This window comes from Fluviicola taffensis DSM 16823 (assembly GCF_943372375.1).
In the GTDB taxonomy this organism is placed as follows: domain Bacteria; phylum Bacteroidota; class Bacteroidia; order Flavobacteriales_D; family Crocinitomicaceae; genus Fluviicola; species Fluviicola taffensis_A.
The window spans coordinates 81542-104317 of sequence record NZ_CALRYJ010000003.1; the positions used below are offsets into that span (position 1 = coordinate 81542).

Annotated in this window: 23 protein-coding genes; 20 read left to right on the forward strand and 3 right to left on the reverse strand. The window is 38.7% G+C overall.

All coding sequences use genetic code 11. From position 1 onward, the window contains the following. Positions 1-5: 5 nt before the first annotated feature. Positions 6-1208, forward strand: a complete 1203-nt coding sequence (locus AAG807_RS06100) for an MFS transporter (protein WP_341901623.1) — start codon at positions 6-8, stop codon at positions 1206-1208. On the opposite strand, the gene tsaB is transcribed toward AAG807_RS06100, so the two are convergent. After that, positions 1205-1876, reverse strand: a complete 672-nt coding sequence (tsaB, locus tag AAG807_RS06105) for a tRNA (adenosine(37)-N6)-threonylcarbamoyltransferase complex dimerization subunit type 1 TsaB (protein ID WP_341901625.1) — start codon at positions 1874-1876, stop codon at positions 1205-1207. The two genes, AAG807_RS06100 and tsaB, sit on opposite strands and share 4 nt — an antisense overlap. 22 nt (positions 1877-1898) lie before the next feature. After that, on the reverse strand, positions 1899-2591 hold the full coding sequence (locus AAG807_RS06110) for a response regulator transcription factor (protein WP_341901627.1): 693 nt from the start codon (positions 2589-2591) through the stop codon (positions 1899-1901). A 584-nt stretch (positions 2592-3175) separates the two neighbouring features. On the opposite strand from AAG807_RS06110, the gene AAG807_RS06115 reads away from it, so the two are divergent. Then, positions 3176-3847, forward strand: a complete 672-nt coding sequence (locus AAG807_RS06115; RefSeq protein WP_341901629.1) for a response regulator transcription factor — start codon at positions 3176-3178, stop codon at positions 3845-3847. A gap of 58 nt (positions 3848-3905) precedes the next feature. On the opposite strand, the gene AAG807_RS06120 is transcribed toward AAG807_RS06115, so the two are convergent. After that, positions 3906-5120 (reverse strand): porin, encoded by a 1215-nt coding sequence (locus tag AAG807_RS06120; RefSeq protein WP_341901630.1) that lies wholly within the window; start codon positions 5118-5120, stop codon positions 3906-3908. 381 nt (positions 5121-5501) lie between these two features. Between AAG807_RS06120 and AAG807_RS06125 the strand changes: the two genes are divergently transcribed. The 18 genes from AAG807_RS06125 to AAG807_RS06210 all read left to right on the forward strand — a co-directional run bounded on the left by AAG807_RS06125 (position 5502) and on the right by AAG807_RS06210 (position 22776). After that, positions 5502-6149, forward strand: a complete 648-nt coding sequence (locus AAG807_RS06125) for a DUF47 family protein (protein WP_341901631.1) — start codon at positions 5502-5504, stop codon at positions 6147-6149. 25 nt (positions 6150-6174) lie between these two features. After that, entirely contained in the window at positions 6175-7650 is a 1476-nt protein-coding gene (locus tag AAG807_RS06130; RefSeq protein ID WP_341901632.1) for an inorganic phosphate transporter, read from the forward strand. A 104-nt stretch (positions 7651-7754) separates the two neighbouring features. Beyond that, positions 7755-8657 carry an SUMF1/EgtB/PvdO family nonheme iron enzyme gene (locus AAG807_RS06135; protein ID WP_341901634.1) on the forward strand — a complete coding sequence of 301 codons (903 nt, stop codon included), beginning with the start codon at positions 7755-7757 and terminating at the stop codon, positions 8655-8657. Between the two features lie 119 nt (positions 8658-8776). Next, a complete protein-coding gene (locus AAG807_RS06140; RefSeq protein ID WP_341901637.1) occupies positions 8777-9169 on the forward strand; it encodes a nucleoside triphosphate pyrophosphohydrolase family protein in 393 nt (130 codons plus the stop codon). 1 nt (position 9170) lies between these two features. Continuing rightward, positions 9171-9605 (forward strand): NUDIX domain-containing protein, encoded by a 435-nt coding sequence (locus tag AAG807_RS06145; protein ID WP_341901639.1) that lies wholly within the window; start codon positions 9171-9173, stop codon positions 9603-9605. 446 nt (positions 9606-10051) lie between these two features. Continuing rightward, positions 10052-11029: an SDR family oxidoreductase gene (locus AAG807_RS06150; protein WP_341902001.1), complete on the forward strand. Its 978-nt coding sequence runs from the start codon at positions 10052-10054 to the stop codon at positions 11027-11029. Between the two features lie 3 nt (positions 11030-11032). Next, positions 11033-11629 carry an acyltransferase gene (locus AAG807_RS06155; RefSeq protein WP_341901641.1) on the forward strand — a complete coding sequence of 199 codons (597 nt, stop codon included), beginning with the start codon at positions 11033-11035 and terminating at the stop codon, positions 11627-11629. Next, positions 11616-13046 carry a lipopolysaccharide biosynthesis protein gene (locus AAG807_RS06160; RefSeq protein ID WP_341901643.1) on the forward strand — a complete coding sequence of 477 codons (1431 nt, stop codon included), beginning with the start codon at positions 11616-11618 and terminating at the stop codon, positions 13044-13046. The genes AAG807_RS06155 and AAG807_RS06160 overlap by 14 nt, the downstream gene beginning before the upstream one ends. Next, complete coding sequence (locus AAG807_RS06165) at positions 13043-13756, forward strand: acyltransferase (RefSeq protein WP_341901645.1); 714 nt, start codon at positions 13043-13045, stop codon at positions 13754-13756. The genes AAG807_RS06160 and AAG807_RS06165 overlap by 4 nt, the downstream gene beginning before the upstream one ends. Beyond that, positions 13753-14865, forward strand: a complete 1113-nt coding sequence (locus AAG807_RS06170; protein WP_341901647.1) for a glycosyltransferase family 4 protein — start codon at positions 13753-13755, stop codon at positions 14863-14865. Before AAG807_RS06165 ends, AAG807_RS06170 begins: the two co-directional genes overlap by 4 nt. Then, positions 14858-16012 carry a glycosyltransferase gene (locus AAG807_RS06175; RefSeq protein ID WP_341901649.1) on the forward strand — a complete coding sequence of 385 codons (1155 nt, stop codon included), beginning with the start codon at positions 14858-14860 and terminating at the stop codon, positions 16010-16012. The genes AAG807_RS06170 and AAG807_RS06175 overlap by 8 nt, the downstream gene beginning before the upstream one ends. After that, positions 16009-17295 carry a hypothetical protein gene (locus tag AAG807_RS06180; RefSeq protein ID WP_341901651.1) on the forward strand — a complete coding sequence of 429 codons (1287 nt, stop codon included), beginning with the start codon at positions 16009-16011 and terminating at the stop codon, positions 17293-17295. The genes AAG807_RS06175 and AAG807_RS06180 overlap by 4 nt, the downstream gene beginning before the upstream one ends. Beyond that, entirely contained in the window at positions 17292-18233 is a 942-nt protein-coding gene (locus AAG807_RS06185) for a polysaccharide deacetylase family protein (RefSeq protein ID WP_341901653.1), read from the forward strand. The genes AAG807_RS06180 and AAG807_RS06185 overlap by 4 nt, the downstream gene beginning before the upstream one ends. Beyond that, the gene (locus AAG807_RS06190; protein ID WP_341901655.1) at positions 18230-18859 is read left to right on the forward strand and encodes a hypothetical protein; all 630 of its coding nucleotides are present in this window, start codon (positions 18230-18232) and stop codon (positions 18857-18859) included. Before AAG807_RS06185 ends, AAG807_RS06190 begins: the two co-directional genes overlap by 4 nt. Then, the gene (locus AAG807_RS06195; RefSeq protein WP_341901657.1) at positions 18846-19820 is read left to right on the forward strand and encodes a GNAT family N-acetyltransferase; all 975 of its coding nucleotides are present in this window, start codon (positions 18846-18848) and stop codon (positions 19818-19820) included. The genes AAG807_RS06190 and AAG807_RS06195 overlap by 14 nt, the downstream gene beginning before the upstream one ends. Beyond that, positions 19820-20893, forward strand: a complete 1074-nt coding sequence (locus AAG807_RS06200) for a glycosyltransferase family 4 protein (RefSeq protein ID WP_341901658.1) — start codon at positions 19820-19822, stop codon at positions 20891-20893. Before AAG807_RS06195 ends, AAG807_RS06200 begins: the two co-directional genes overlap by 1 nt. Next, positions 20886-22091 (forward strand): delta-aminolevulinic acid dehydratase, encoded by a 1206-nt coding sequence (locus tag AAG807_RS06205; RefSeq protein ID WP_341901660.1) that lies wholly within the window; start codon positions 20886-20888, stop codon positions 22089-22091. Before AAG807_RS06200 ends, AAG807_RS06205 begins: the two co-directional genes overlap by 8 nt. Next, positions 22081-22776, forward strand: a complete 696-nt coding sequence (locus tag AAG807_RS06210) for a WecB/TagA/CpsF family glycosyltransferase (RefSeq protein WP_341901662.1) — start codon at positions 22081-22083, stop codon at positions 22774-22776. The genes AAG807_RS06205 and AAG807_RS06210 overlap by 11 nt, the downstream gene beginning before the upstream one ends.

A 22776-nucleotide genomic window follows, 5' to 3' on the forward strand; every position in this document is an offset into this window, starting at 1 on the left:
GGGGTATGAAAGCGGATACAAAATCGTACGACTCAACCAAAACCGCCTATCCGATTCTTTTTGCAATTGCTTTCGGGCATTTACTGAACGATTTGATCCAGGGAGTCTTACAACCTTTATTCCCTTTAATCAAGGAAACCCAGCATCTGGATTACGGACAGGTCGGATTCATCATGTTTGCATTTCAGATCACCTCTTCGCTTTTTCAACCTATTGTAGGTTCCATTACAGACAAATACCCACAACCCTATTCATTCAGTTTCGGAATGTTGTTTGCCATTGTCGGAATCATTGTTTTGTCCTATTCTGAGAATTTCACCATGACCCTGACAGCCGCCTGCTGCATCGGTTTGGCATCATCGGTTTTTCATCCGGAAGCTTCCCGTGTTGCCTATTCTGCATCCGGGGGAAGACGAAGTCTCGCGCAAGCCATTTTTCAATTAGGCGGAAACGGAGGTACGGCTCTCGGACCTGTTCTGGTGGCGCTGTGTGTTCTGCCTTTCGGACAAAAATACACCTTGCTTTTCGTCATTGCCGGAGTAGCCGGATTTGGAATCCTGCTTTTTGTCAGTCGCTGGTACAAAGGTTATTTGCAGGAACATTTGAAAAACACAAAAGCCCGAATCGTAAGCCATCAACTTTCCAAACAACGCGTTTACATCTCAGTCGGAATCCTGCTGGTATTGCTTTTTTCCAAATACTTCTACACGGCCAGCATTTCAAGTTACCTGATTTTTTATGCCAAAGAGCGTTTTAATCTCGTTGGAAGCCAGGGACAATTATTATTAGCCGTCTATCTTTTTGCAATTACCCTTGGTACGGTAATCGGAGGATTGGCGGGCGATAAATATGGTCGCAGGAATATCATCTGGTTTTCAATTTTGGGTGCCGCGCCTTTCACGCTGCTTCTACCATATATGAACCTTACAGGAACCATTGTTTGTCTGGCATGTGCAGGTTTCATCCTCGCTTCCGCTTTCCCGTCTATTCTCGTGTATGCACAGGAATTACTTCCGGGAAGAATCGGAATGATCTCCGGAATGTTTTATGGTTTTGCTTTCGGAATGGGCGGAATCGGTGCTGCTTTCCTGGGAGATTTGATTGATAAACGCGGAATTATTGAAGTCTACCACATCTGTTCCTTCCTGCCTCTGATAGGAATAATAGCTGTTTTCCTGCCTTCATTCCGTGTAAGGAAAGAAGCTTAAGCTTTTTTAGGCGGCGCCTGATAAAACTCTTTCAGATAAGCCGGCTCAAAATACGCGACATCTTCAAATTCCTGTTTTAAAAACTTGTGGTATGCGATCGAAATTTGTCCTTTTGCTGAAGGATCCAGATCCAAATCAAACTCAATATTTCTGTCCTCCCAAAGCTCTTCCATCTTTTGAGCACCATCACCAAAACAGACAAAGGGTTCAAAATCCGAATAAGAACTCTCATCCAGGACATCCGCACTTACCGGTTTCAGAATCTCCGCATCAAAATTGGTGACCAATGAAAAAACTTCCATTCTTCGCGCATCGATCATCGGACAAAGATTAGATGTCGGGTAGCAAATTCGGGCAACTTCAGCCATCGCTTGAAGCGTATCAACTGAAATAAGCGGAATATTCAAGGCATAACACAAGCCCTTAGCTGTGGAAACTCCGATTCGGAGCCCGGTATAAGAACCCGGTCCTGCTGAGATAGAGACTGCAGACAAATCCTGCGCCGTAATCCCTTGCAAATCGAATGCCTTTTGAATCAAAACCGTGAGTTGTTCTCCATGAGAATACCCTTCATCCTTAAATTCTTGAATTTGGACCATTTCCCCATTCAAGGACAATGCAACAGAACATACTTTCGTTGCCGTTTCAATATGTAAAATCAATGCCATGTTATCTTATTCGGATTCGACTTTAAGGAAGAACTTCCAATTTGAAACCGATCCCATGAATATTTGAAATCGCGATCTTATCATCCATGGAAAAGTACTTTCTCAGTTTGGTAATAAAAACATCCATACTCCTGCCTGCAAAATAGTCATCCTGTCCCCAAACTGCCGTCAAAATATTTTCCCGGGGAACAACTGCATTTTTATATTTACAAAGGATTTTCAAGACCATAGCCTCCTTTTTTGTCAGTGTTTTTTCAAACTCTGGGTGCTTTAACGTGAAGTTCTCCGTATCGAAAACATAGGAACCGATTTGAACGATTTTTTCTTCCGGTTCATCCTTGATGTTGACCCGTTTAAGGAGCGCTTTCACGCGTACTGAAAGTTCGTCAAACGAAAAGGGTTTTGTCAGATAATCGTCTCCACCGGCATTGAATCCTGCGATCTTATCTTCTGTCATTGCTTTTGCCGTGAGGAAAATGATCGGAATATCTTGATTCATCGTGCGAATTTCACGGGCTAGGGTAAATCCATCTTTCTTTGGCATCATGACATCAAAAATGCACAAATGAAACTCATCTTCGGAAAAACGCATATGACCATCCATTCCATTGGTGCATAGCACTACCTGATAACCTTCTGATTTCAATTGATCGGAGATAACAAATCCCAAATTGGCGTCATCCTCAACCAATAATATTCTAGCCTTTGGTTTCATTCTAAAATGATTGTTTTTGTGAAGATAGCAAGAAATAGTTTCGGGATAAATGATCTCTAAAAAATAGATGAACTGAACTAAAAAAGATAAGAGCTCAAGACGGGCGCCTCAAGCTCTTATCACACTAATCAACCTAACCTACTACTACTGCATCAAAGGTAAGGCATAAACACATTGGTTTTGCACTTTTGAAAGAGACTTACAAAAAAGGACAATTAAAGGATTTAAAGAATGGATTAAACGAATGTCTAATGCTTACGTTAAATAATTCACTGATTAGTCAATTACATCTAAAATTGAACAGATTAGGCGCTAATTAGGTCAGTTAAAATAAACCCTAGTCAAGTATCCTGCCGAATTAAGATTCCAAGAAAGCGCATTTTTTTGATAAAAAAAAGAACCGCTTTTTAATGTTGAATGGATGAAATGATTGATGAACGGATTTTTTAACAATTTCAATCTGAAACACTTGATACAAGCCATTATTTTTACTACCCCGTTTTAGTCGACTGAATATAATTCAGGAATCACCGGTCTACTCAAAATACTTTCTTACCTTTGAAAGTATCTAGAACTGATTAAGAATGGATAAAATTTTAATAGTTGATGATGAAGAGGATATCCGAGAAATTCTTGGGTACAATCTAAAGAAAGAAGGATTCAAAGTCTTTCTTGCCGAAAACGGTCAAACCGGCATTAGCATATGCAAAGAGGAGAAACCCGATCTGGTGATTCTCGATGTGATGATGCCCGGTATGGATGGAATCGAAGTCTGCGACCAAATTCGAAATACAAAAGGTTTGGAAAATGTATTGATCTGTTTTTTGACAGCTCGCAACGAAGACTATAGTCAGATCGCCGGGTTGGATGCAGGAGCAGATGATTACATCTCAAAACCGATCAAGCCACGGGTTCTAATCAGTCGTGTTCATGCACTATTGCGAAGAAAGGAATCTGTTCAGGCTAAACCTACAGGTACACCTGATTTGGTTATCAACCGGGAGAAGTATCTGGTCATTAAAAATGGAGAAACACTTCACCTTCCTAAAAAAGAATTTGAACTACTTTCCCTTTTGGCTTCACGACCTGAGGTTGTCTTTGAACGGGATGTAATCCTGGAACGTGTTTGGGGAACCGACATCGTTGTTGGTGATCGAACGATTGATGTTCATGTCCGAAAACTGCGTGAAAAAATCGGGGATGACTATATCCAAACCGTGAAAGGAATTGGATATAAATTCAGAGGCGATCGATAAAAATGGGGGCATCCTGATAGACTCACCCCCAACTGATTTTTTATACTCCCAGTTCGATCTATATTCCTAGTTCGATTTGAAAAATTGCACCAAATTTCCCCGCTTCTGTTTTTGCACGCAAATCATTTGTAAGCTGATACAATAAGTTCCCTTGTACTTTCACTCTATGTCCGTATAGATATTTTGTCACTCCCAATTGAAATTCTTGGTTCTTTTTGAGATTGACTCCGGTGAAAACAGGATCATTATAAACAGAAGAGAACGGAGTCACTTCAGCATATCTTAAAGCTATTTCCCAGTTTGATTTAAACAAATAGCTGATTTGCTGTAAAAAACCGTTACCTGCATAAATCGGTTGGACACTCAAACTATCTGAAGTATAGGTTATCGGATTGGAACAATCACGTTGCATGAATTCGCTATAAAGTGCAAAACCCTTATACTTAAACAATAAATCGAGGGATAATGTGGTCATATCGGTTTTGGTATATAAATCTCGTCCCAATTGTCCTCCTGCGCGCATTGCATCGTCATTGAAATTATACGATACACCAATAGACAACTTAGGTTTTTGCTCACGTTCCAAATCTCCTTCCTGATAGTCATTTTTATCTGTAAACGATCCAAAAGGTAAGGCCTCAACTCTTCCTGTATAACTCAAACCACTATTCGATCCACTGCTATTTCTTCCTTCTCCTGAAGTCAATGATCCCAAAACCGCGAAATACTTACTTTTATATGAACCGAAGAATCCAAAATCACGGTCAATTGTAAAGGTCGCATTAACAATTGAACGATCTGCAAACTGTTGATCTCCGGATGAAATAACCCGTTGTCTGTTTCCAGGTAGCTTTGTTTGACCGAAACCAAACTTTAAATTTTTAAGTGGTTCATAATAAATTACAGCATCCCGAACAATATTCACACTGGTATTAACTGCAGATTCTTGTGTCATATCCCAATCCATATCTCCTCTTGAGAATGCCAACTGCACTTTGTAAGTCAATTTCGGACTGTAAACGAATCCTTCCAGTTTCAATCTTAGTCTTCGCACTCGAAATTCGTATGAACCGGCAGAAAAATCTTCATCACTCCTAGTTAAAAATGCCGCTCTGTTTTGCATACGGAATTGAAGCCGCATTGAAAACAGGGAGTCTTTTCCCACAAACTCAATACCCTTCTGTGGTTTAGTTAAGATTGAAAGGTCGATTTTCTTTTGGGAAAAAATCACATTACTGGCAAATAATGCGCTTAACAGTAAAATTTGTTTCATAAATGAAGGCTTAATAAAGAAGTTTCTTTTATTTTTTCGGCAAAACTAATGGCTTCACATTAAATTAACACATGATAAATAATAGTTTAATTTTTTGGTAACATATTTAACATTCACTTAACATACTGATTCTTTTTACTCATTTTTCCAATCCAAATCCTCCATTTTAAATCCGTTTCTTTTCTTTCTAAAAACCACTTCTTAATATTCCCTTAACATTAAGAACATCTTAAACATCTCAAACACTGACACTTTAGGTAATAAGGCATCACAAAAGCATCGAGATATCTCAACTTTACCATTTCGTTAACATTTGCTTTCCGGGAAACATCCTCAATAAACTAGGATTACATTTGCGGCAACAATATTAAGTTTAGTAAAATGGCATCAGGATTTTTAAAGTTTTTCTTACCAAAAGACAAAGTGTTTTATTCCCTATTTGAAGAGGCTTCTCAAAACTTGGAAGCAATCGCTGGGAAGTTGGTATTATGTGTAAACGAATCTGATTACAATAAAAGAGCATCCATTATCAAGGAAATGGAAGATTTGGAGCATCAAAATGATGATTTAACACACAAGATCTTTGTTGAGTTAGGAAGAAATTTCATTACCCCTTTTGATCGTGAAGATATTCACGCACTAGCTACATCTTTGGATGATATCGCTGATTATATTTATGCCTCTGCGAAAAAAATCAACTTCTACAAAGTGATTCCAAATGATGATCAAGGGATTTTGAAGATGGCTGATGCAATTCATGATGCGGTACTAGCAGTAAATGCAGCTGTGAAAGAACTTCGCAACTTGAAAAACACCCAAAAAATCGTTGAGTGTGTCATCAAAATCAATTACGTTGAAAACCAGGCAGATGATATTTTTGATTTAAGTATTGAAAAATTATTCGATTCAGATGTGGATGCAAAAAGCCTGATCAAGAAACGTGAGATCTACCAAACGATGGAGGTTGCAACGGACAAATGTGAGGATGCTGGAAATGTAATCGAATCCATCGTTGTAAAATACGCTTAATACTAATTGTAAACCAATTAAAGACATGTTTACACTATTAATTGTCATCATTATCATTGCCTTATTATTTGATTTGGTAAATGGTTTCCATGATGCAGCAAATTCAATTGCTACAGTTGTTTCCACCAAAGTACTGACTCCTTTTCAAGCGGTTGTTTGGGCAGCTGTTTTTAACGTAGTCGCTTTCTGGGTATTCGATATGAGTGTCGGAAATACAGTAGCAAAAACAGTAGACAATAGTGCTATCGATTTATATGTAATCTTAGCAGGATTAATCGCAGCAATGATCTGGAACCTACTAACCTGGTGGTTAGGAATTCCATCCTCTTCATCTCATACCTTAATTGGTGGATTTGCAGGTGCTGCTGTAGCCCATGCAGGATTTGATGTGATTGCTTCTACTGAAATCATCAAAGTTACCTTATTCATTTTCTTGGCACCATTTATCGGGGGTATCATTGCCTTTGTGATTGCCATGATTACCGTAAGCAGGAGCTTTGCTAAAAAGATGATCTCCATTCTGATTCTTTCTACAATTACTTTTTTCATCATGGATTACATGGTGGAATACTTAGATGTAAAGCCTGTAATGATGTATATCGTCATGGGAATGATCATCCTATTTATCCTGACCTACACTTGGTACCAGATTGTGCATGGAAAGCGTCAAACTGCGATGAAGGAATCGAATATGTACAAGAAATTGCAATTACTTTCATCTGCTGCCTTTTCATTAGGACATGGTGGTGCGGATTCTCAAAAAGTAATGGGAATTATTTGTGCGGCTTTGATGGTATTCGCAAATTCGCAACGCAATGAACAGGGGCAAATTACAGGTGATATTCCTAAAATGTTCCAAATCTCCGAAGTGTTCCAAATTGAATTTGAAGATGCTGATGGTAGAAAGGCGAAATTCAAACCTGAATACACAAAGAATATTGATTCCTTGAAGATTGAAAAAGAAGACCACATTTTGATCTATACCAAAGGTGAAGATATCTACGATGCAAAAACGCATGATGCTATTTTTAAAGGAAAACAGCTGAATAAGGAATATATGGAGGCTGCGATCTTTGACGATTACGTTGACAAAGAAGGGAAACTCCTGAGTGGTCACAAGCTCAAAGACAAAGTAAATTCGGAAACCATGCCGGGTTGGATTGCATTCTCTTGTTACCTGATGATTGGTTTAGGAACCATGATGGGTGGTTGGAAAATTGTAAAAACAATGGGAACAAAAATCACCAAGGTAACTCCACTGGAAGGTGTTTGTGCTGAAACAGCAGGTGCTTTGACTTTGTTTACCGTATCTAACTTAGGTATTCCGGTTTCAACGACACATACTATTACCGGATCCATTATCGGTGTAGGGGCGACAAAACGTTTGAGCGCTGTTCGATGGGGTGTGACAATCAACTTGCTTTGGGCATGGATCCTAACGATTCCGGTTTCAGGATTGTTAGCAGCAGGTATTTATTACATCACGAAGTTGTTTCATTAAACTTCAGATAATTTACGAAAGAAAACTCTCATCACTTCATGTGGTGAGAGTTTTTTTGTAACTAGCTTTATGCATTCACGTTTACAAAAGCAAAATTTACTCTTATGAAAAACTCCCTGATCTTTATTTCTATTCTTGCAAGTATCGCATTCTTCTCTTTTTCAAAGCCCAGAAAACCTGTTTTGGATTTGGAAGGATTAAAGAATGTAACGAAAGTCGGATTCTCTTATATTCCTCCAGGGAAAACAATTATAGATAATGATACAATCGCTTGCGAAGGTTTTTTCATGTCAAAAATGGAAGTTTCCAATTTCAATTATCAAGAATATCTGGATGATTTAAAAAAGGCAGGCAAAATGGATGAATATAAATTGGCTCTGGTTGATTCAGCGAAATGGAATTCAGCATACTTTCAAGGAGATAAATATGTTCAACACTATTTCAACCATAAGGCATACAAAAATTATCCGGTGGTAAATCTGACACGTCAACAAGCGGAAAAATATTGCGAATGGCTCACCCAGGTATGGCGCAAATACACCCAAAACCCAAGCCTTGTTTTTCGTTTACCCAAACGGACCGAATTTCTTCGTGCAGCGAATGGAACCAGTTTGTACAGACCTTACGCATGGAATGCTCCTTATTTAAGATCGCAAAAGGGAAAAATGATGGCTAATTTCTTACAAATTGACGGCGGAGTTATTACCAGAGATACCGTAACAGGAAAATTCAGGATAGCAATTAATGATTTCGACTTCCTGGGAAATGGAGCTGAATATGCAGATGTTACGGCACCCGTTCAATCCTATTTGCCGAATGAATTTGGCGTTTATAACTTGAATGGAAACGTTTCCGAAATGGTTCAAGAGAAAAACATTGCCGTTGGAGGTGACTGGAATTCTCCGGGATATGATATCCGTAATCAAAGCACCAAAAAGTTTACAGAAGCAAATCCGATGGTTGGTTTCAGACCCGTGATGACCTTTACAGAGAGTTCAAAAAAGTGAGACTTCGACTTCGCTCAGTCTCCTTGATCCCTAATGAGAAATACCAAAAGGTGGCTGAGCGAAGTCGAAGCCCCTTTTGAATTTCAATTTGATTTATATTTGTAAAAAACACAAGAACAATGACACTCAAAGAAACCATTTCAGCAGTTGAAGCTTTTCACAATGCGTTCAACATTTCAAATAATTACGAGCCTACAGCAAAATTGTCTGAAGCTGACATCACCCTGCGTTACAACTTGATGAAAGAAGAGAATGAGGAGTATTTGGAAGCTGCTAAAAATGGTGATCTGGTCGAAATTGCGGATGCTTTGGGTGATCAGTTGTACATTCTTTGTGGAACAATCCTAAAACACGGATTACAAGATAAAATCGCAGAAGTATTTGAAGAAATTCAACGTTCAAACATGAGTAAATTGGATGCTGACGGGAATCCCATTTACCGTGAAGACGGAAAAGTATTGAAATCGGAATTGTATTTCAAACCGAACATCTTAGCTGTTTTGGACAAATAGGATGCAGCGTTTCAACATTCGTGTTTACGGCATTTGTATCAATGAAAGGCAGGAAGTTCTGCTTTCGGACGAATCGTACCGGAATCTGAATTTCACGAAATTTCCCGGAGGCGGACTGGAATTTGGAGAAGGAATGATCGATTGCCTCAAACGTGAATTTCAAGAAGAATTTGAGCTGGAAATAGAAGTCGGTGAGTTGTTTTATCTAACCGACTTTTTTCAGGTATCCGCCTTCTCTGAATACGACCAGGTGATTTCTGTCTATTACCGGATACAAGCCGATCTTCAGGCACTGGATCAATTGACTAAGGACCAATCCCTAAAAGAGAACCTTCACTGGGTCAATCTTTTGGACTTAAGTGAAGAATCGGTGACTCTTCCGATTGATAAAATCGTTGCACGGAAACTATTCGCAATGATGGGTGATTCCTTTTGAGTAGTCACCATTTTCATCACATCCAAATTGTTTGGTATCCATTCGGATGAACCATACCTTTAGATCGATACCGAGAAAGCATATTGATTTTCCCCATCTGACATCTTCGAAGCTGCAACTTTTATTTCATTAGCTGAATAATTTGCCCGAACTGAATGGATATTAAAAAATAAGTTATCTTTAACTTAATACACATACTATAACCTTTAGGTCTCTTGCTAAGCGTAAACTCTGAATGGAGTTTTTATTAAATTCAGTTTAATGAAAAAAGTTACGTTAATTGCCAGAATTACAATGCCAGACAATTCTTTCCTGTCCGAATTTCTTATAGACTTTCATGGAATCATTCGCAGAGTTTCTTACTTTAATGCTAGTAGGATTAAGCATCTGTATCTCTTAACAACAACTCCATTTGTTCATCCGACAATAAAATGTTAAAAGAAATGATGTATCAAAAAATTCAAAATAAAAGAGTGTTGGTTACCGGGGGAGCAGGTTTTATTGGCTCTAACTTATGTGAGGATCTTTTAAAGTATGACAACAATGTCATTTGCCTTGACAATTTTTCAACGGGTTACCGGAAGAATATTATTCCTTTTTTATCTCACCCGAATTTTCACCTCATAGATGGAGATATTCGCAATGTTATCGATTGCCAAACTGCGGTGCAGGATGTTGATATTGTTTTACATCAGGCAGCTTTGGGATCTGTTCCAAGATCATTAGATGATCCTGCCACAGCCAATGAGGTAAATATTACCGGATTTTTGAATATGCTTATTGCTGCCAGAGATGCGGGAGTCAAACGCTTTGTATATGCTGCCAGTTCTTCTACATATGGTGATTCTGAGGATTTGCCAAAGGTGGAAGACCTGATTGGAAAACCACTATCACCTTATGCTGTAACAAAGTACGTCAATGAATTGTATGCTCACGTCTTTGGATTAAGTTATGGAATGGAGACAATAGGATTGCGTTATTTTAATGTTTATGGTCCTCGCCAGGATCCTGATGGAGCCTATGCCGCGGTTATTCCAAAATTCATTCAGCAGTTTATGCGATTTGAATCACCCATAATTAATGGAGACGGTTCATTTACTCGTGATTTCACCTATATTGACAACGTCATTCAAATGAATCATTTGGCTGCTACGACAGAAGATAAATCGGCTATTGGACAAGTATTCAATACTGCGGTTGGAGAGCGAACCACATTGTTGCAAGTTACACAACTTATCCAGCATCATCTGGGTGAGTTTGATCCTAAAATTTCAACTGTTGAGATTAAATTTGGACCGAGTCGTCAGGGAGATATCCCTCATTCTCTTGCTAGTGTGGATAAAGCAAAAGAACTGCTTGGATATGAGCCCAGCCACGATCTGGCATCCGGATTAAAAGAAAGTTTGAAATGGTATTTCATATAAGGGATGAACAATATCAGATTTGAAAATAAACTTGTTGAACTTAAGATTGAATTACTAAGTCTGATCCGATCGTTTTTTCTTTTTGGAAATCCGAAAAAAGTTCGTTTTGGCAGACGCGTGCGATTAACGGGGAAAATCCGTTTCGGAAACGATGTAACAATTCAGGATTACAGCCGAATCAGGGGCAGAAATATTGAAATCCGGGATCATGTGTTTATTCATGAGAATGTTTTTATCCGTTCTGCTGTGACGGTGCAAATTGGACGGGGAACTACCATTAATCGCAATACGTGTATTTTGGATCATGTGATCATTGGAAACGATTGTTCTATTGCTCCAAATTGCGTCATTGTAGGATCAAATCATCAGTTTATGGATGGTTCCAAAACGATTAAATCTCAAGGATCTGAAATAGTGGGAATCGTGATTGAAGATGATGTATGGATTGCTGCAAATGTTACGGTATTGGATGGTGTAACCATTGGGAAAGGAAGCGTCGTTGCTGCCGGAGCTGTTGTAACTAAATCAGTGCTACCATACACAATTGTTGGTGGCGTTCCCGCAAAGGAAATTAGTAAAAGAAATCATGTCCTCGTTTAGTCATTATAGATGGAGTGCAATTAATCGATTCGGGGTTCAACTGATCGGTTTTATTGGAAATGTACTGATCGCCAGGCAGCTATCTCCTGATGATTATGGATTGGTAGCCATGCTTTCCATTTTCATTGGTATTGCATGGAATCTGACTGAATCCGGGTTTGCCGATTATCTGATTGTAAAGACCGATGCGGATAAAAAGGACTTCTCGACGATTTTTAGTCATAACATGTTCATTAGTATTGTACTATACGGTTTACTGTATTTCACAGCACCTTTAATAGCCGCTTTTTTTGAACGATCGGAATTGGTGGATATTACTCGTGTCATCGCGTTAAGTATCATTCTAAAAGCACTTACACTGACGGAATTCACTAGAATGAGAAAGGAATTGCTATTCAAACACTCAGCAATTATACAACTTTCCAGCAGTATCGTTTCAGTGGTTATCTCCTATATTCTCGCACTTCATGGTTTTGGCTATTGGGCTATCGTCTGTCAGACTCTTGTAATCGCTGCAACTAATTTAATCATGATTATTCTTCTGAATAAATGGCGTCCTGATTTCCATTTTGATTGGACGAGATATAAGACCATGCGAGGATTCAGTAACAATATGTTGTGGTCCTATTTTACCAATCAAATCGGGCAGAATATCTACACGGTATTCATTGGTAAATTTCAATCGAGCGTTCTATTGGGGTTTTACAATCAGGCTTCAAAGATTAATGATGCCTGTTTTCAGGGAATTAACGCAGTCATCCTTACCACATCGTACCCCTTATTAGCAAAGGAAAAAGACAAAGCAATTCGGAAAGGTATGTATGACAAGGTTCTAAATCACTTTTTATTCATTCAGTTCCTTTTGTGCTTTTTCATAATCGGTTCGGCATACCCTTTAATGGAGGTAGTATTTGGTCTTAAGTGGGTGGAAACAGCACCTTATTTGCAGTTATTGACTTTGTCCTTGTTATTTTATCCGCTGACGACATTGAATGCAAATATCATTAAAATCGAAGGTAAATCTGCTCTTTATCGAAATCTGACCTTTCTGAGAAACGGATTGAATTTGGCAGCAATTCTGTGTACCTTCCTCCTATCCATTGAAATGATATTGATCGGTCAGTTGATCGCAAGATACATCTCTGTGACAATTGATGTACTGGTATGTGGCCAATTAATCGCATTCAAACCAAGCCAACAATTAAAAATCGTATTGCTCCAAATTATTGCTCCCACAGCCGCAATGATTGTGGCCTTTGGATTAAGTCTCATGATAGAAAACACATTACTTAAGCTCATTGGATACACCATTAGCTATTTTCTTTTGTTTTTGTTCTTTAATGCCTTCATAAAGAATGATACACAAGGGTATTACATAGAGAAGGGAAAGGTACTCATTAAAAAAATCCGGTCATGAATGTAGGACGATTTTTGAAAAACAAATTTAGCAATCTCGAGTTGCGCTGGGCCAGAACATCTCCCAAGCGATACGTGGCTTATCTGCGAAAAAGAGGGGTTGTGATCGGGGAAGGATGCAAGTTCTATTCCGGACTTAAAACGATTTCAATAGATACTACGAGGCCTTCATTAATCGAGATTGGTAATGATGTAGCGTTTAATAAAAACTGTAAACTGGTTACCCATGACTATGCTACAAAAGTGTTTTTGGCTACACACCAAGAGTTTATTGCTTCTTCGGGGAAAATCAAAATAGGAAACAATGTGAGTTTCGGTATGGATTGCACAGTACTTAAGAATGTTACCATTGGAGATAATTGTTTCATTGGTCTTGGTTCTGTTGTAACTAAAAATATCCCTTCCAATAGTGTTGCTATCGGTGCCCCGGCGAAGGTGATTGCCACTATTGACGAGTATTTTACGAAACGAAAAGAGGAATCGGTTCAGGAAGCATTGGAATACGCCAGAAGTATTCAGGAACGATTCAACAGACGACCAAAGATTGAAGATTTTTGGGAAGAGTTTCCATTGTTTTTGAATGGATCAGATGAATGTCCGGAATTACCTATTAAAGCTCAATTGGGACCAGCATACGAAAACTACAAAAAGAATCATAAAGCCCGGTTTAATGGCTTTGATGATTTCTTGAAAAACGCAGGTATTGAATGAGAAAGATTGTGTTTTTACATCCTGCTCACTATGAACAATCCATGGGTGGAGCTGAATATCAGATTTCGCTTTTGATGGAGTTTCTTAAGAAGCAATCTGATCGTGTCGAGATATATCACATCTTCGAAGATAATCGAACGCCCATTAAAAATGGATTAAACATCCAGTTGGTCCCATTAAAGAAAATTAAATTGAATAAGCGCTTTGGAGACAGATGGTTTCTTTACAAAAAAAGAATCATCACGGAACTCGAAAGAATCCAGCCGGATGTTATTTACACCCGATTTTTTTCTTCCTGGAGCGGTATCGCTGCCGATTTTGCGCGTCAGAATAACTGCACACATATCTGGGCTTTGGCTTCTGATAATGATGTGACCAGATTACAACAGCGGGTATCTCTAGTGAAACCCTTGGACTTTATTGAGAATAAATGGGTGAAAAAAGCCTTTCGTTCTGCTAACTATATTCTGACACAAAACCGCTACCAACAGGAACAGCTGCAAACGGTTTATCAGCGTGAGGGCATACTAATTAGGCAATCCACTGAAGTTTGTCAGGAAGACACCATTGTCAAACCCAATTCACACATTGCTATTTGCTGGATTGCGAACCTGAAAGCCATTAAACAACCCGAGTTGTTTGTTGAATTAGCTGAAAGATTCAAAACAAATCAGTCCATCAGTTTCACCATGATAGGAAGGCCTAACAAGGATTATAAGGAGTTGCTTCAAAAAGCAGCAGATCACATTCCGAACTTTCATTACTTAGGGGAAATTCCTAATTCCGAGGTCAATAAGCAGTTAAGTCAAAGTCACATCTTGGTGAATACCAGTCAATACGAGGGTTTTTCTAATACGTTTGTTCAGGCGTGGATGAGAAAAGTAGTGGTGGTCAGTTTGAATTCCAATCCGGATGGTTTATTGACAGACAAAGAAATCGGTTTTGTGTCCGGAAATCCGGAAGAACTCGAAAAAACCATTGGTCAACTGGTTGGTAACACAGATACTATAGAGAAAACAGGAAAAAAAGCCTTTGACTATGCACAAGCGAATCACTCCTATGCACTGAACATGGCAATACTTACTAAATTAATGGGAATTGATGAGTAATAGACAAATTCATTGGTTTGAGGCCAAACAGTTGGATCGCGTTACGAATTTCTCTACAGAGATTGAAGTGGTTAAAGCTGCCATTCGAGCTGGAGTCCCGATGACCTATTACTGCACTTTTAAGGAGAGAAAGGTGTACTTCGGGCTCGATGGACATATCCGTTACTTGGGAAGATTTAAGAACAGATACCTCAAATCAATCGAATTTCAACTATTGGTGGTTATTCGAAATTTGAAATTAGTAGTGTCCGGATCGAATCATGTTATCATCGTGAATCAGGATTTGGTAAATCATGTTTTACCGGCTTTGTTCATTAATAAGTTGTTTCGTAAGGGGAATAAATTTGTCATTGACATCCGCACAACTCCAACCAATCCGGATTCCTTTCAAGCGGATATGAAACGTTTTCACAGGAGTTTCAAAAAGGCAGTAAAGTACTTCGATGGATTGAGTTTTATTACCCCATTCATGGAAAAATACCTCATGAAGGACTATCACACAAAAAAGCCTACAGTTCATTGGAGCTCCGGAGTTGATATTGAATTGTTCGATCCCAAGCGATACCCGAAATCCGAAACAGATCGACCCTTCATCATTTTTTATCACGGTGGAATTTCTGAATCCAGAGGGAACCTTCATTTAATTAAAGCCTGTGAAAGGTTAGTTAGCAAAGGTTATCGGATCGAATTAGTACAAATTGGAATTTGTGTCGATAGTAGTATTCCAAATTACATTTCGGATCAGAAAATCCATACATGGTGCAAGTTATTGCCGGCAATACCCTTGGGTGAGATTCCCCAAATTGTTTCGGAGATTGACTTGCCCGTTTTACCATTTCCGGATTTCTTAGCATGGCGTGTTTCCAGCCCTATTAAATTGATGGAATACCTTGCAATGGGGAAAAAAGTTCTTGCACCAAGAATCGAAGCATTTACGGATGTGTTTATAGATCGACCGGATTTAATTTTTTATTTTGAATCGGGGAATGCAAATCAAATTGATGAGCTCAGTGACAAAATAGCCGAAATTATTGATGCCGATCTTTTGAAAAAAGTAGACCAACAAGCATGTATCGATTTTGTAAGTTCAACCTATACGTGGGATAAGCAAGCAAATCACTTAATTGATTTCTGTACACAATTATGAGCAAAGTAAAATTGAATTTATTGTTTCTGTGCTTATTCTTTGTCTATACGCAAGGTATGTGGGAACGCACCTTGTTTTTTCTGCCCGACGCAACGTATATCGTTGATGTAGCTATTGTTGCATTTATAATGTTTCAATTTAAATGGAATCCAAGAACCCCCGGATCTAAAGTGTTTTTTGCTTTTTTGTTGACGGCTTTCTTAGTAGGAATCACAAATTCCGATTCTATTACAGAAACATTTTTATACACAAGGTTCACTATTTATACGTATCTGATTTATGTCCAGGTTTATAATTTAGGCTTGGATACAAAGACCTGGTTTAGACTACTCAAATTTTCCGTGTGGATGATTATCATTCAAGTCCTTGGATCATTGTATACGATTTTCTTTTTGGGGGAACAAATCGAGGGATATGTTGGTTTAATGTCCAGCTCAGGTGGAACTACAGCCACCATTTTTCCATTATTCGTTTCAAGTATTGCGTTCCTGTATTATTTATTCCGGTCTCAAATGCTATGGAAAGAATGGCTAATCCTCTTATTGGTTTTTCTAAGTGCATTCTTAGTTGGGTATGCAAGTGGAAAACGAGGAATTTACTTTACCCTTCCTGTTTTCTTTATTATCGTTCTAATTATGGCATTCCCGATCTTAATTAAGAGTGGTTTTTTTAAGCGAAAATTAATTGGGATTGTTTCAATAACGATATTGCTTATTCCGGTGTTGATTTTCGGAATATTCAATTCAAGGGGATTGAATTACTCGTTATCCGGAAATGAATCCTATTCTGAAGTAGTTTCAAATTCTTTCAGTTTTGCTGAAGAGTATGAATCCGCTACCGATGAATACGGGCGTACAATCGGACGCTCGAATACAACCACACAGATTATCGATAAATCCTTATCTGACCCGACATTGTTTATCTCTGGTGTTGGCTATGGAACGACTAAAGAAGAATCCACCATGCTTCGATTAGGTTATGGCTATGGATTGGTTGGATTTACCAGAGACCTCATCTCTGCCGGTTGGATTTTCTCTGTGTTAGCAGTCATTTTTATGTCGTTAATCATTTCAAGGAATCATTCGGTGAAATTGGGACTTACAAAAATTCTCCGGCGTTTGATCCTTTTCATTTTTTTGTACACGCATTTTTTCTACTCGTCCGATTTCACCGTTAGTCTGAAAATTAATTTACTGATGGTCATACTCTTGGCATTGATCAATAGTCCTTTGCATAAAAATGCCAGTCTAGAAGTGTTCACATCAAACAGGCTAATTAAATGAGCAGGCTAAAATCCATATTGAATTATGCTCTCAAAGAACTTGTAGGATACGGTTTCCGTCTGGTTGGATTGGTGTATCTACTGAAATTCCGCAATCGCAATACGGCGGTCTTAGTGGTTCTCAATTATCACAACTTTTCGGATTATTCAAATTATGCTATTCGCAGAGGAAGTTTATTGTCTTCAGGTCATCGAGCAAATTTTGAAAAACAAGCTAAATGGCTTAAAAAGCATTTCAAGTTTGTAAACCCGGCTAATTTCTATGAACACTCGACAGATAATGGACTACAGGTGTTTTTAACCTTTGATGATGGGTATAAAGATAATATCGAAATAGCCTTCCCTATTTTGGACAAGTATAACCTGTTAGCAGCATTCTTTATTGTCAGCAATATTCCGGATAGCAATCAATGGCTATGGCACGATAAGATTCGGTATTTAGTGAGCACAACCAGGTTGGAATCTGCTAAATCTGAATTGGTCTTGAAAAATTTGAACCTGGGTAAGGAGCCTGATCCAGTTTTTCTGAAAGAAGTGAAGGATCTGGAATCAACCCTTCCCCATCACAGACTGATGATGAACTGGGATGAAATTCAGCATTTGAAACAGCATGGATTTATTATCGGATCACACACCCACACACACAGCCCATTCAAGTTCCTCTCACCGGAGAAACGGATAGAAGAAATGGATCTTTCTCGTCAAACAATGGCTTCTAAATTGAATGGAGACATCTCGTTTTTTGCATATCCGAATGGACTGTATGATGACGATTGCCATTCCCTTATGAAAGAATATGGAGTAAAATATGCTTTTACAACCAACCCGGGATTCAACCGACAGAATGAATCTCCGCTTGAAATTAAACGCATAGGTATAAATGCTTCCGATAGTATTGGGGTACTCTTGATAAAACTTTTTCTAAATTCCGGAAAATGAGTATTCGGGATACATATAAGCAGTATGGGTGGAAGTTCTTTCCGCGATTGATCAAATCCGGTTTGAGACGTTTCGGGATTCAGCACGAGGTATTTTATTTACTGGAATGGAATGTGAATGCGGAGGAGTTAAACAGAAAGATGGAGGGGTATGATTTTTCCGATATTCAAGAATTGACAATAGCTGATTTTCAAAGCTCCGACTCGTTTTCCGAGCAGAAAAAGAATTTGTTTCAGGCGCGCCTGAAATCGAAGGAATATTCCTGCTATGGAATTAAGCTTGGGGATGAAATCGTTTATTCAACCTGGATCTCATGGAATATGATGGGATATCCGTCCTATTTTAATAAGACGGACAAGTTACAGCAAAATGAGGCGCTTTTGGAAGACTCGTTTTGCCATCCAACCCAGCGGGGGAAAGGTTTACACTCTAAAATGAACCTGTTCCGTATGCAACTAATCAGTGAAAGGGGTCGTTCAGCAGTTTTGGCTTTGGTGCTTAAAGAAAATACGCCAGCTTTAAACGTACAGTTAAAAAGTGGTTTTAGAATAGTAAAGGAAATCAGATTCTTTAAAGTCGGGAATCTGAGAAAAATAAAAGAAATCGTTGTAAATGGTAATTTGTAAAGATCATATTCGTTTTTTTGAGCTTCAAGCTGAGTTTGATCGGATTCCCTTCAGTCAATCTGAGGCATGGTACAATTATATCCGTTCACAAGGTAAAGAAGTGATCCTTTTCATGGATAAATTAGAGTCCCCTGCAATTTTGACCTGGGGATTTATTGAAAATGTCCCTGTCTTTCGGAAGAAAATTCTTCGGATCGAAGGTGAGTGTTACAAAAAGGAATCGGGAGAAGCTATTCAATCTTTTTATAAGGCACTTAGAGGTTTGGACTATGCCGGAATTGAATTGAATTCTAACACAGTATCTGATTTAGAGTTCGAAATTTGTCTAAGAAGGGCCGGTTTTTTGCGTCCGATTGGTATGTTCTCTTGTCCGTTGACCATAGAAATTGATCTGGAAGGGGAATTAGATACCAACCGAAACTGGAAGCGCAATGTAAAATTGGCTGAACGAAATAACCTGAAATGTGATGCTATCCTCCGACCTACTCCTGAAATCGTGAATGAAATTGTTTCCATGTTCACAGAAATGGCGGAATTGAAAAAACTTGGTTACCAACTTTCTGCCAAGTCCATTCAAGAACTGATGCAATCACCAGGCATTAGAACACTATTGGTTTCGAATGAAGACGGAACCCCAATAGCCGCGCGAATCATTCATATACATGAAAAACATGCCTCTGATGTTTTTGCTGCCAATTCCAATTTAGCTAGAGACTGTGGAGCAACATTTTTATTGATGCAGTATATTTTTGAAAACTTAAAGACTGAAGGCTTGCGGGACTTTGATTTTGGTCGTATCCCACCAAGTAGCCATGCTTCTGATAATGTCTATGTTTTTAAAAATTCTGCCAGAGGTAAGAAAATTCAATACAATGGAGAGTGGTGCAGCTATCGAAGTAAATTCTTAGAACTTTCGATTTTTATATATAAGTGGTTCAAGCTAAAAAAACAACGGTATTGATGGGACTCAAGATTCTAGTTGTCACGCCTTCTTTTAGTCAAAAAGGCGGAGTAGTTGAATTCAATAAGCTACTCGTGAAATACGGTAAATCCGACTTTTCCGTGTTTGAATTACGCAGTGGTCTGAAACAAACTACTCCCGGAAAAGTTGTGGTTATGCTGAGCGATTTTCTAAGGTTTACTGCCCGCTTGATTTTTACTTCTATTGATGTCGTACATGTGAATCCATCTCTGGGGAAAAATGCAGTTTTTCGAGATGGAAATTTGATCCGGATAGCCAAAGTTTTTAATAAAAAAGTATTCGTTCAATGGCATGGTTGGAACCCGGACAATGAACACCTGCTTGAAGGAAAAGGTAAAACATTCTTTCAGAAAACATTCTTTAAAGCGGATCAAATACGCGTGCTTTCTAATCATGTCGCCATGAAGTTCACGGAACTCGGTTTCAGGAACAAGATCACACTCGGAAATACCTTTATTGATGACGAATTATTGGAAAGTACTTCCGGGTTAAATACAAATGATGGAGTTTTCAGTATTCTTTTTTTATCAACTATTTCCAAAAACAAAGGCATTTATCTCGCAATTGAAGCCTTCCAAATCCTTCAAAGTAAAGGTGTGAAGTGTGAATTGATCATTGCTGGAATTGGCGAAGAGCTTGAAAATAGTAAAAAGTATGTAACTGAAAATGAACTGAAGAATGTTGAGTTTGTAGGTCACGTAGAAGGACAATCAAAACAGCATGTTTTTAGAAAAAGTAATGTATATCTATTCCCATCTTATTATGAAGGTATGCCCACTTCTGTTTTGGAAGCTATGGGATTTGGATTACCCGTTGTTTGCAGCAATGCAGGAGCACTAGCAGAGTTCTTTGAAGATGGAGTGATGGGATTTCGGATCGAAGAGATGCATGCTCAACTGTTTGCAGACGCACTATTGAAGGTAAGTAGTGATCCGGAACTAAGCCAAACCATGAGTGCCTTCAATGCGAACTATGCGAGGAGTCGCTTCCTTGCTTCGGAATCGGTGGGAGCTATAGAACGAGATTATCAATTGTTGTTGGGAAATGAATAAGGCTGTAGAGGTGGAAAAGGTGTTTAAATCACTGAAACAATATTGCGAATCACAAGAATTCAAAGGTTGGGATCCTTACGATGGACTCAATTCAAAGATTTTTAAAGCACTTCCTTTTAAGTATTGGGATTTAGCTCGTTTGGCGTGGATACAAGGTTTCAAGCGAAGCCCGATTAATTTCCGTCGGTTGTTGTTGGTACCGAAAGAGCATAATGCCAAAGGCATAGGACTTTTTCTTTCAGGATATTGTAATCTCTATAAGCTGGCATCGAAAGGAGATGATCGATTTGGTAAACCGGACGAAATCAAAATGAAAATCAATGAATTATCGGAGTTGCTATTAACGATGGTGAATAAAGACTATTCCGGTGCTTGTTGGGGATATAACTTCGATTGGCAGGCAAGACGATTATTTCTGTTCCCGAAGAATACTCCTACAGTTGTCGCAACGACGTTTTGCGCATCGGCATTGTTTGAGGCATATGAAGCAACCGGGAATGAACAGTATTTGAATACAGCACTTTCTTCAGCTAATTTCGTGTTGAATGATTTGAACAGAACTCCCGGCAAAAAAGGCTTTATTCTATCTTATAGCCCATTAAAGGGAAATGACACCGTTTACAATGCATCCTTATTAGGCGCCAAGTTGTTAAGCATTTGTTACTCATACCGGAAGAATGAAGCATATAGAAAGGTGTCAAAGGAAATTGTTGAGGCGGCTTGTGCAGGTCAGGCAGAAGATGGTTCATGGGTCTATGGATTGTTGCCCGTCCAATCGTGGATTGACAGCTTTCATACGGGATATAACCTGGATGCAATTGCACATTATTCCAAGAATTTTCAGGATCATGATTATGATGCCTATTTGGAGAAGGGAATGGATTATTATCTGACTAACTTCTTTCTGGAAGATGGGACCCCAAAGTATTACCACAATAAAACATATCCGATAGACATTCATTGTCCCGGTCAACTTTTCGTGACTTTGAATGCACTGCAATCCTGGACCAAACATGAAGAACTCGCTGATCGGGTAGTGAAATGGACATTGGAGCATCTGTTTAATAAAAAGGGATTTTTCTATTACCAGCTGAAAGAAGGAGTAAGCTCAAAAATCCCGTATATGCGATGGAGCAATGCTTTCATGTTCAACGCACTCTCGATTTACTTGCTAAACAATACAAAAGATGGAAAGTAGATTGACTAATAATGTACGTTGTTTCGCTCCTGCTTCACGAAAGGAGTTAATGGATTATGCTTTTGAGCAACGATCTATTTTGGTTGCTGTCAATGCTGAAAAAATCCTTCATGCAACCGAACAGTCAAGAGCAATAATAAACCGAAATATTGGCTATCCCGATGGCATCGGTGCAGTTTGGGCATTGAAGAAAAAGGGCTGCAATCCTGTAGAAAAAATACCCGGATGTGAATTGTGGCTGGATATCGTAAAAGAATACCATCCAACTAAAAGTTTTTACCTCTTGGGCGGAACAAATGAGGTGATTCAGGAAACAGTTGATCGATTAAGGAAGGAATTCCCAGGAATTAATATTCTAAGCTATAAAAATGGCTATTTGTCTGATGACGAACGGAAGGATCTGATATTGGATATTGCTGAGAAAAAACCAGATATCATCTTTGTTGCAATGGGATCACCTAAGCAGGAGTTGCTCATGGAGGAAATGTATCGTCATCATCCTGCCGTTTACCAGGGATTAGGCGGAAGTTTTGATGTATACACCAATAAAGTAAAACGTGCACCAAAATGGTGGGTGAAGAACAACCTGGAGTGGGCATATCGATTGGTAAAACAACCTTCTCGCATTAAACGACAAATTCATTTGATCCGCTTTTTCGTATTACTTCAATTTAATAGACTTTGA

Excerpts from the sequence above, each read along its gene's own strand:
- AAG807_RS06100 (WP_341901623.1), top strand. The coding sequence starts at position 6 with ATGAAAGCGGATACAAAATCGTACGACTCAACCAAAACCGCCTATCCG.
- tsaB (WP_341901625.1), bottom strand. The coding sequence starts at position 1,876 with ATGGCATTGATTTTACATATTGAAACGGCAACGAAAGTATGTTCTGTT.
- AAG807_RS06110 (WP_341901627.1), bottom strand. The coding sequence starts at position 2,591 with ATGAAACCAAAGGCTAGAATATTATTGGTTGAGGATGACGCCAATTTG.
- AAG807_RS06115 (WP_341901629.1), top strand. The coding sequence starts at position 3,176 with ATGGATAAAATTTTAATAGTTGATGATGAAGAGGATATCCGAGAAATT.
- AAG807_RS06120 (WP_341901630.1), bottom strand. The coding sequence starts at position 5,120 with ATGAAACAAATTTTACTGTTAAGCGCATTATTTGCCAGTAATGTGATT.
- AAG807_RS06125 (WP_341901631.1), top strand. The coding sequence starts at position 5,502 with ATGGCATCAGGATTTTTAAAGTTTTTCTTACCAAAAGACAAAGTGTTT.
- AAG807_RS06130 (WP_341901632.1), top strand. The coding sequence starts at position 6,175 with ATGTTTACACTATTAATTGTCATCATTATCATTGCCTTATTATTTGAT.
- AAG807_RS06135 (WP_341901634.1), top strand. The coding sequence starts at position 7,755 with ATGAAAAACTCCCTGATCTTTATTTCTATTCTTGCAAGTATCGCATTC.
- AAG807_RS06140 (WP_341901637.1), top strand. The coding sequence starts at position 8,777 with ATGACACTCAAAGAAACCATTTCAGCAGTTGAAGCTTTTCACAATGCG.
- AAG807_RS06145 (WP_341901639.1), top strand. The coding sequence starts at position 9,171 with ATGCAGCGTTTCAACATTCGTGTTTACGGCATTTGTATCAATGAAAGG.
- AAG807_RS06150 (WP_341902001.1), top strand. The coding sequence starts at position 10,052 with ATGTATCAAAAAATTCAAAATAAAAGAGTGTTGGTTACCGGGGGAGCA.
- AAG807_RS06155 (WP_341901641.1), top strand. The coding sequence starts at position 11,033 with ATGAACAATATCAGATTTGAAAATAAACTTGTTGAACTTAAGATTGAA.
- AAG807_RS06160 (WP_341901643.1), top strand. The coding sequence starts at position 11,616 with ATGTCCTCGTTTAGTCATTATAGATGGAGTGCAATTAATCGATTCGGG.
- AAG807_RS06165 (WP_341901645.1), top strand. The coding sequence starts at position 13,043 with ATGAATGTAGGACGATTTTTGAAAAACAAATTTAGCAATCTCGAGTTG.
- AAG807_RS06170 (WP_341901647.1), top strand. The coding sequence starts at position 13,753 with ATGAGAAAGATTGTGTTTTTACATCCTGCTCACTATGAACAATCCATG.
- AAG807_RS06175 (WP_341901649.1), top strand. The coding sequence starts at position 14,858 with ATGAGTAATAGACAAATTCATTGGTTTGAGGCCAAACAGTTGGATCGC.
- AAG807_RS06180 (WP_341901651.1), top strand. The coding sequence starts at position 16,009 with ATGAGCAAAGTAAAATTGAATTTATTGTTTCTGTGCTTATTCTTTGTC.
- AAG807_RS06185 (WP_341901653.1), top strand. The coding sequence starts at position 17,292 with ATGAGCAGGCTAAAATCCATATTGAATTATGCTCTCAAAGAACTTGTA.
- AAG807_RS06190 (WP_341901655.1), top strand. The coding sequence starts at position 18,230 with ATGAGTATTCGGGATACATATAAGCAGTATGGGTGGAAGTTCTTTCCG.
- AAG807_RS06195 (WP_341901657.1), top strand. The coding sequence starts at position 18,846 with ATGGTAATTTGTAAAGATCATATTCGTTTTTTTGAGCTTCAAGCTGAG.
- AAG807_RS06200 (WP_341901658.1), top strand. The coding sequence starts at position 19,820 with ATGGGACTCAAGATTCTAGTTGTCACGCCTTCTTTTAGTCAAAAAGGC.
- AAG807_RS06205 (WP_341901660.1), top strand. The coding sequence starts at position 20,886 with ATGAATAAGGCTGTAGAGGTGGAAAAGGTGTTTAAATCACTGAAACAA.
- AAG807_RS06210 (WP_341901662.1), top strand. The coding sequence starts at position 22,081 with ATGGAAAGTAGATTGACTAATAATGTACGTTGTTTCGCTCCTGCTTCA.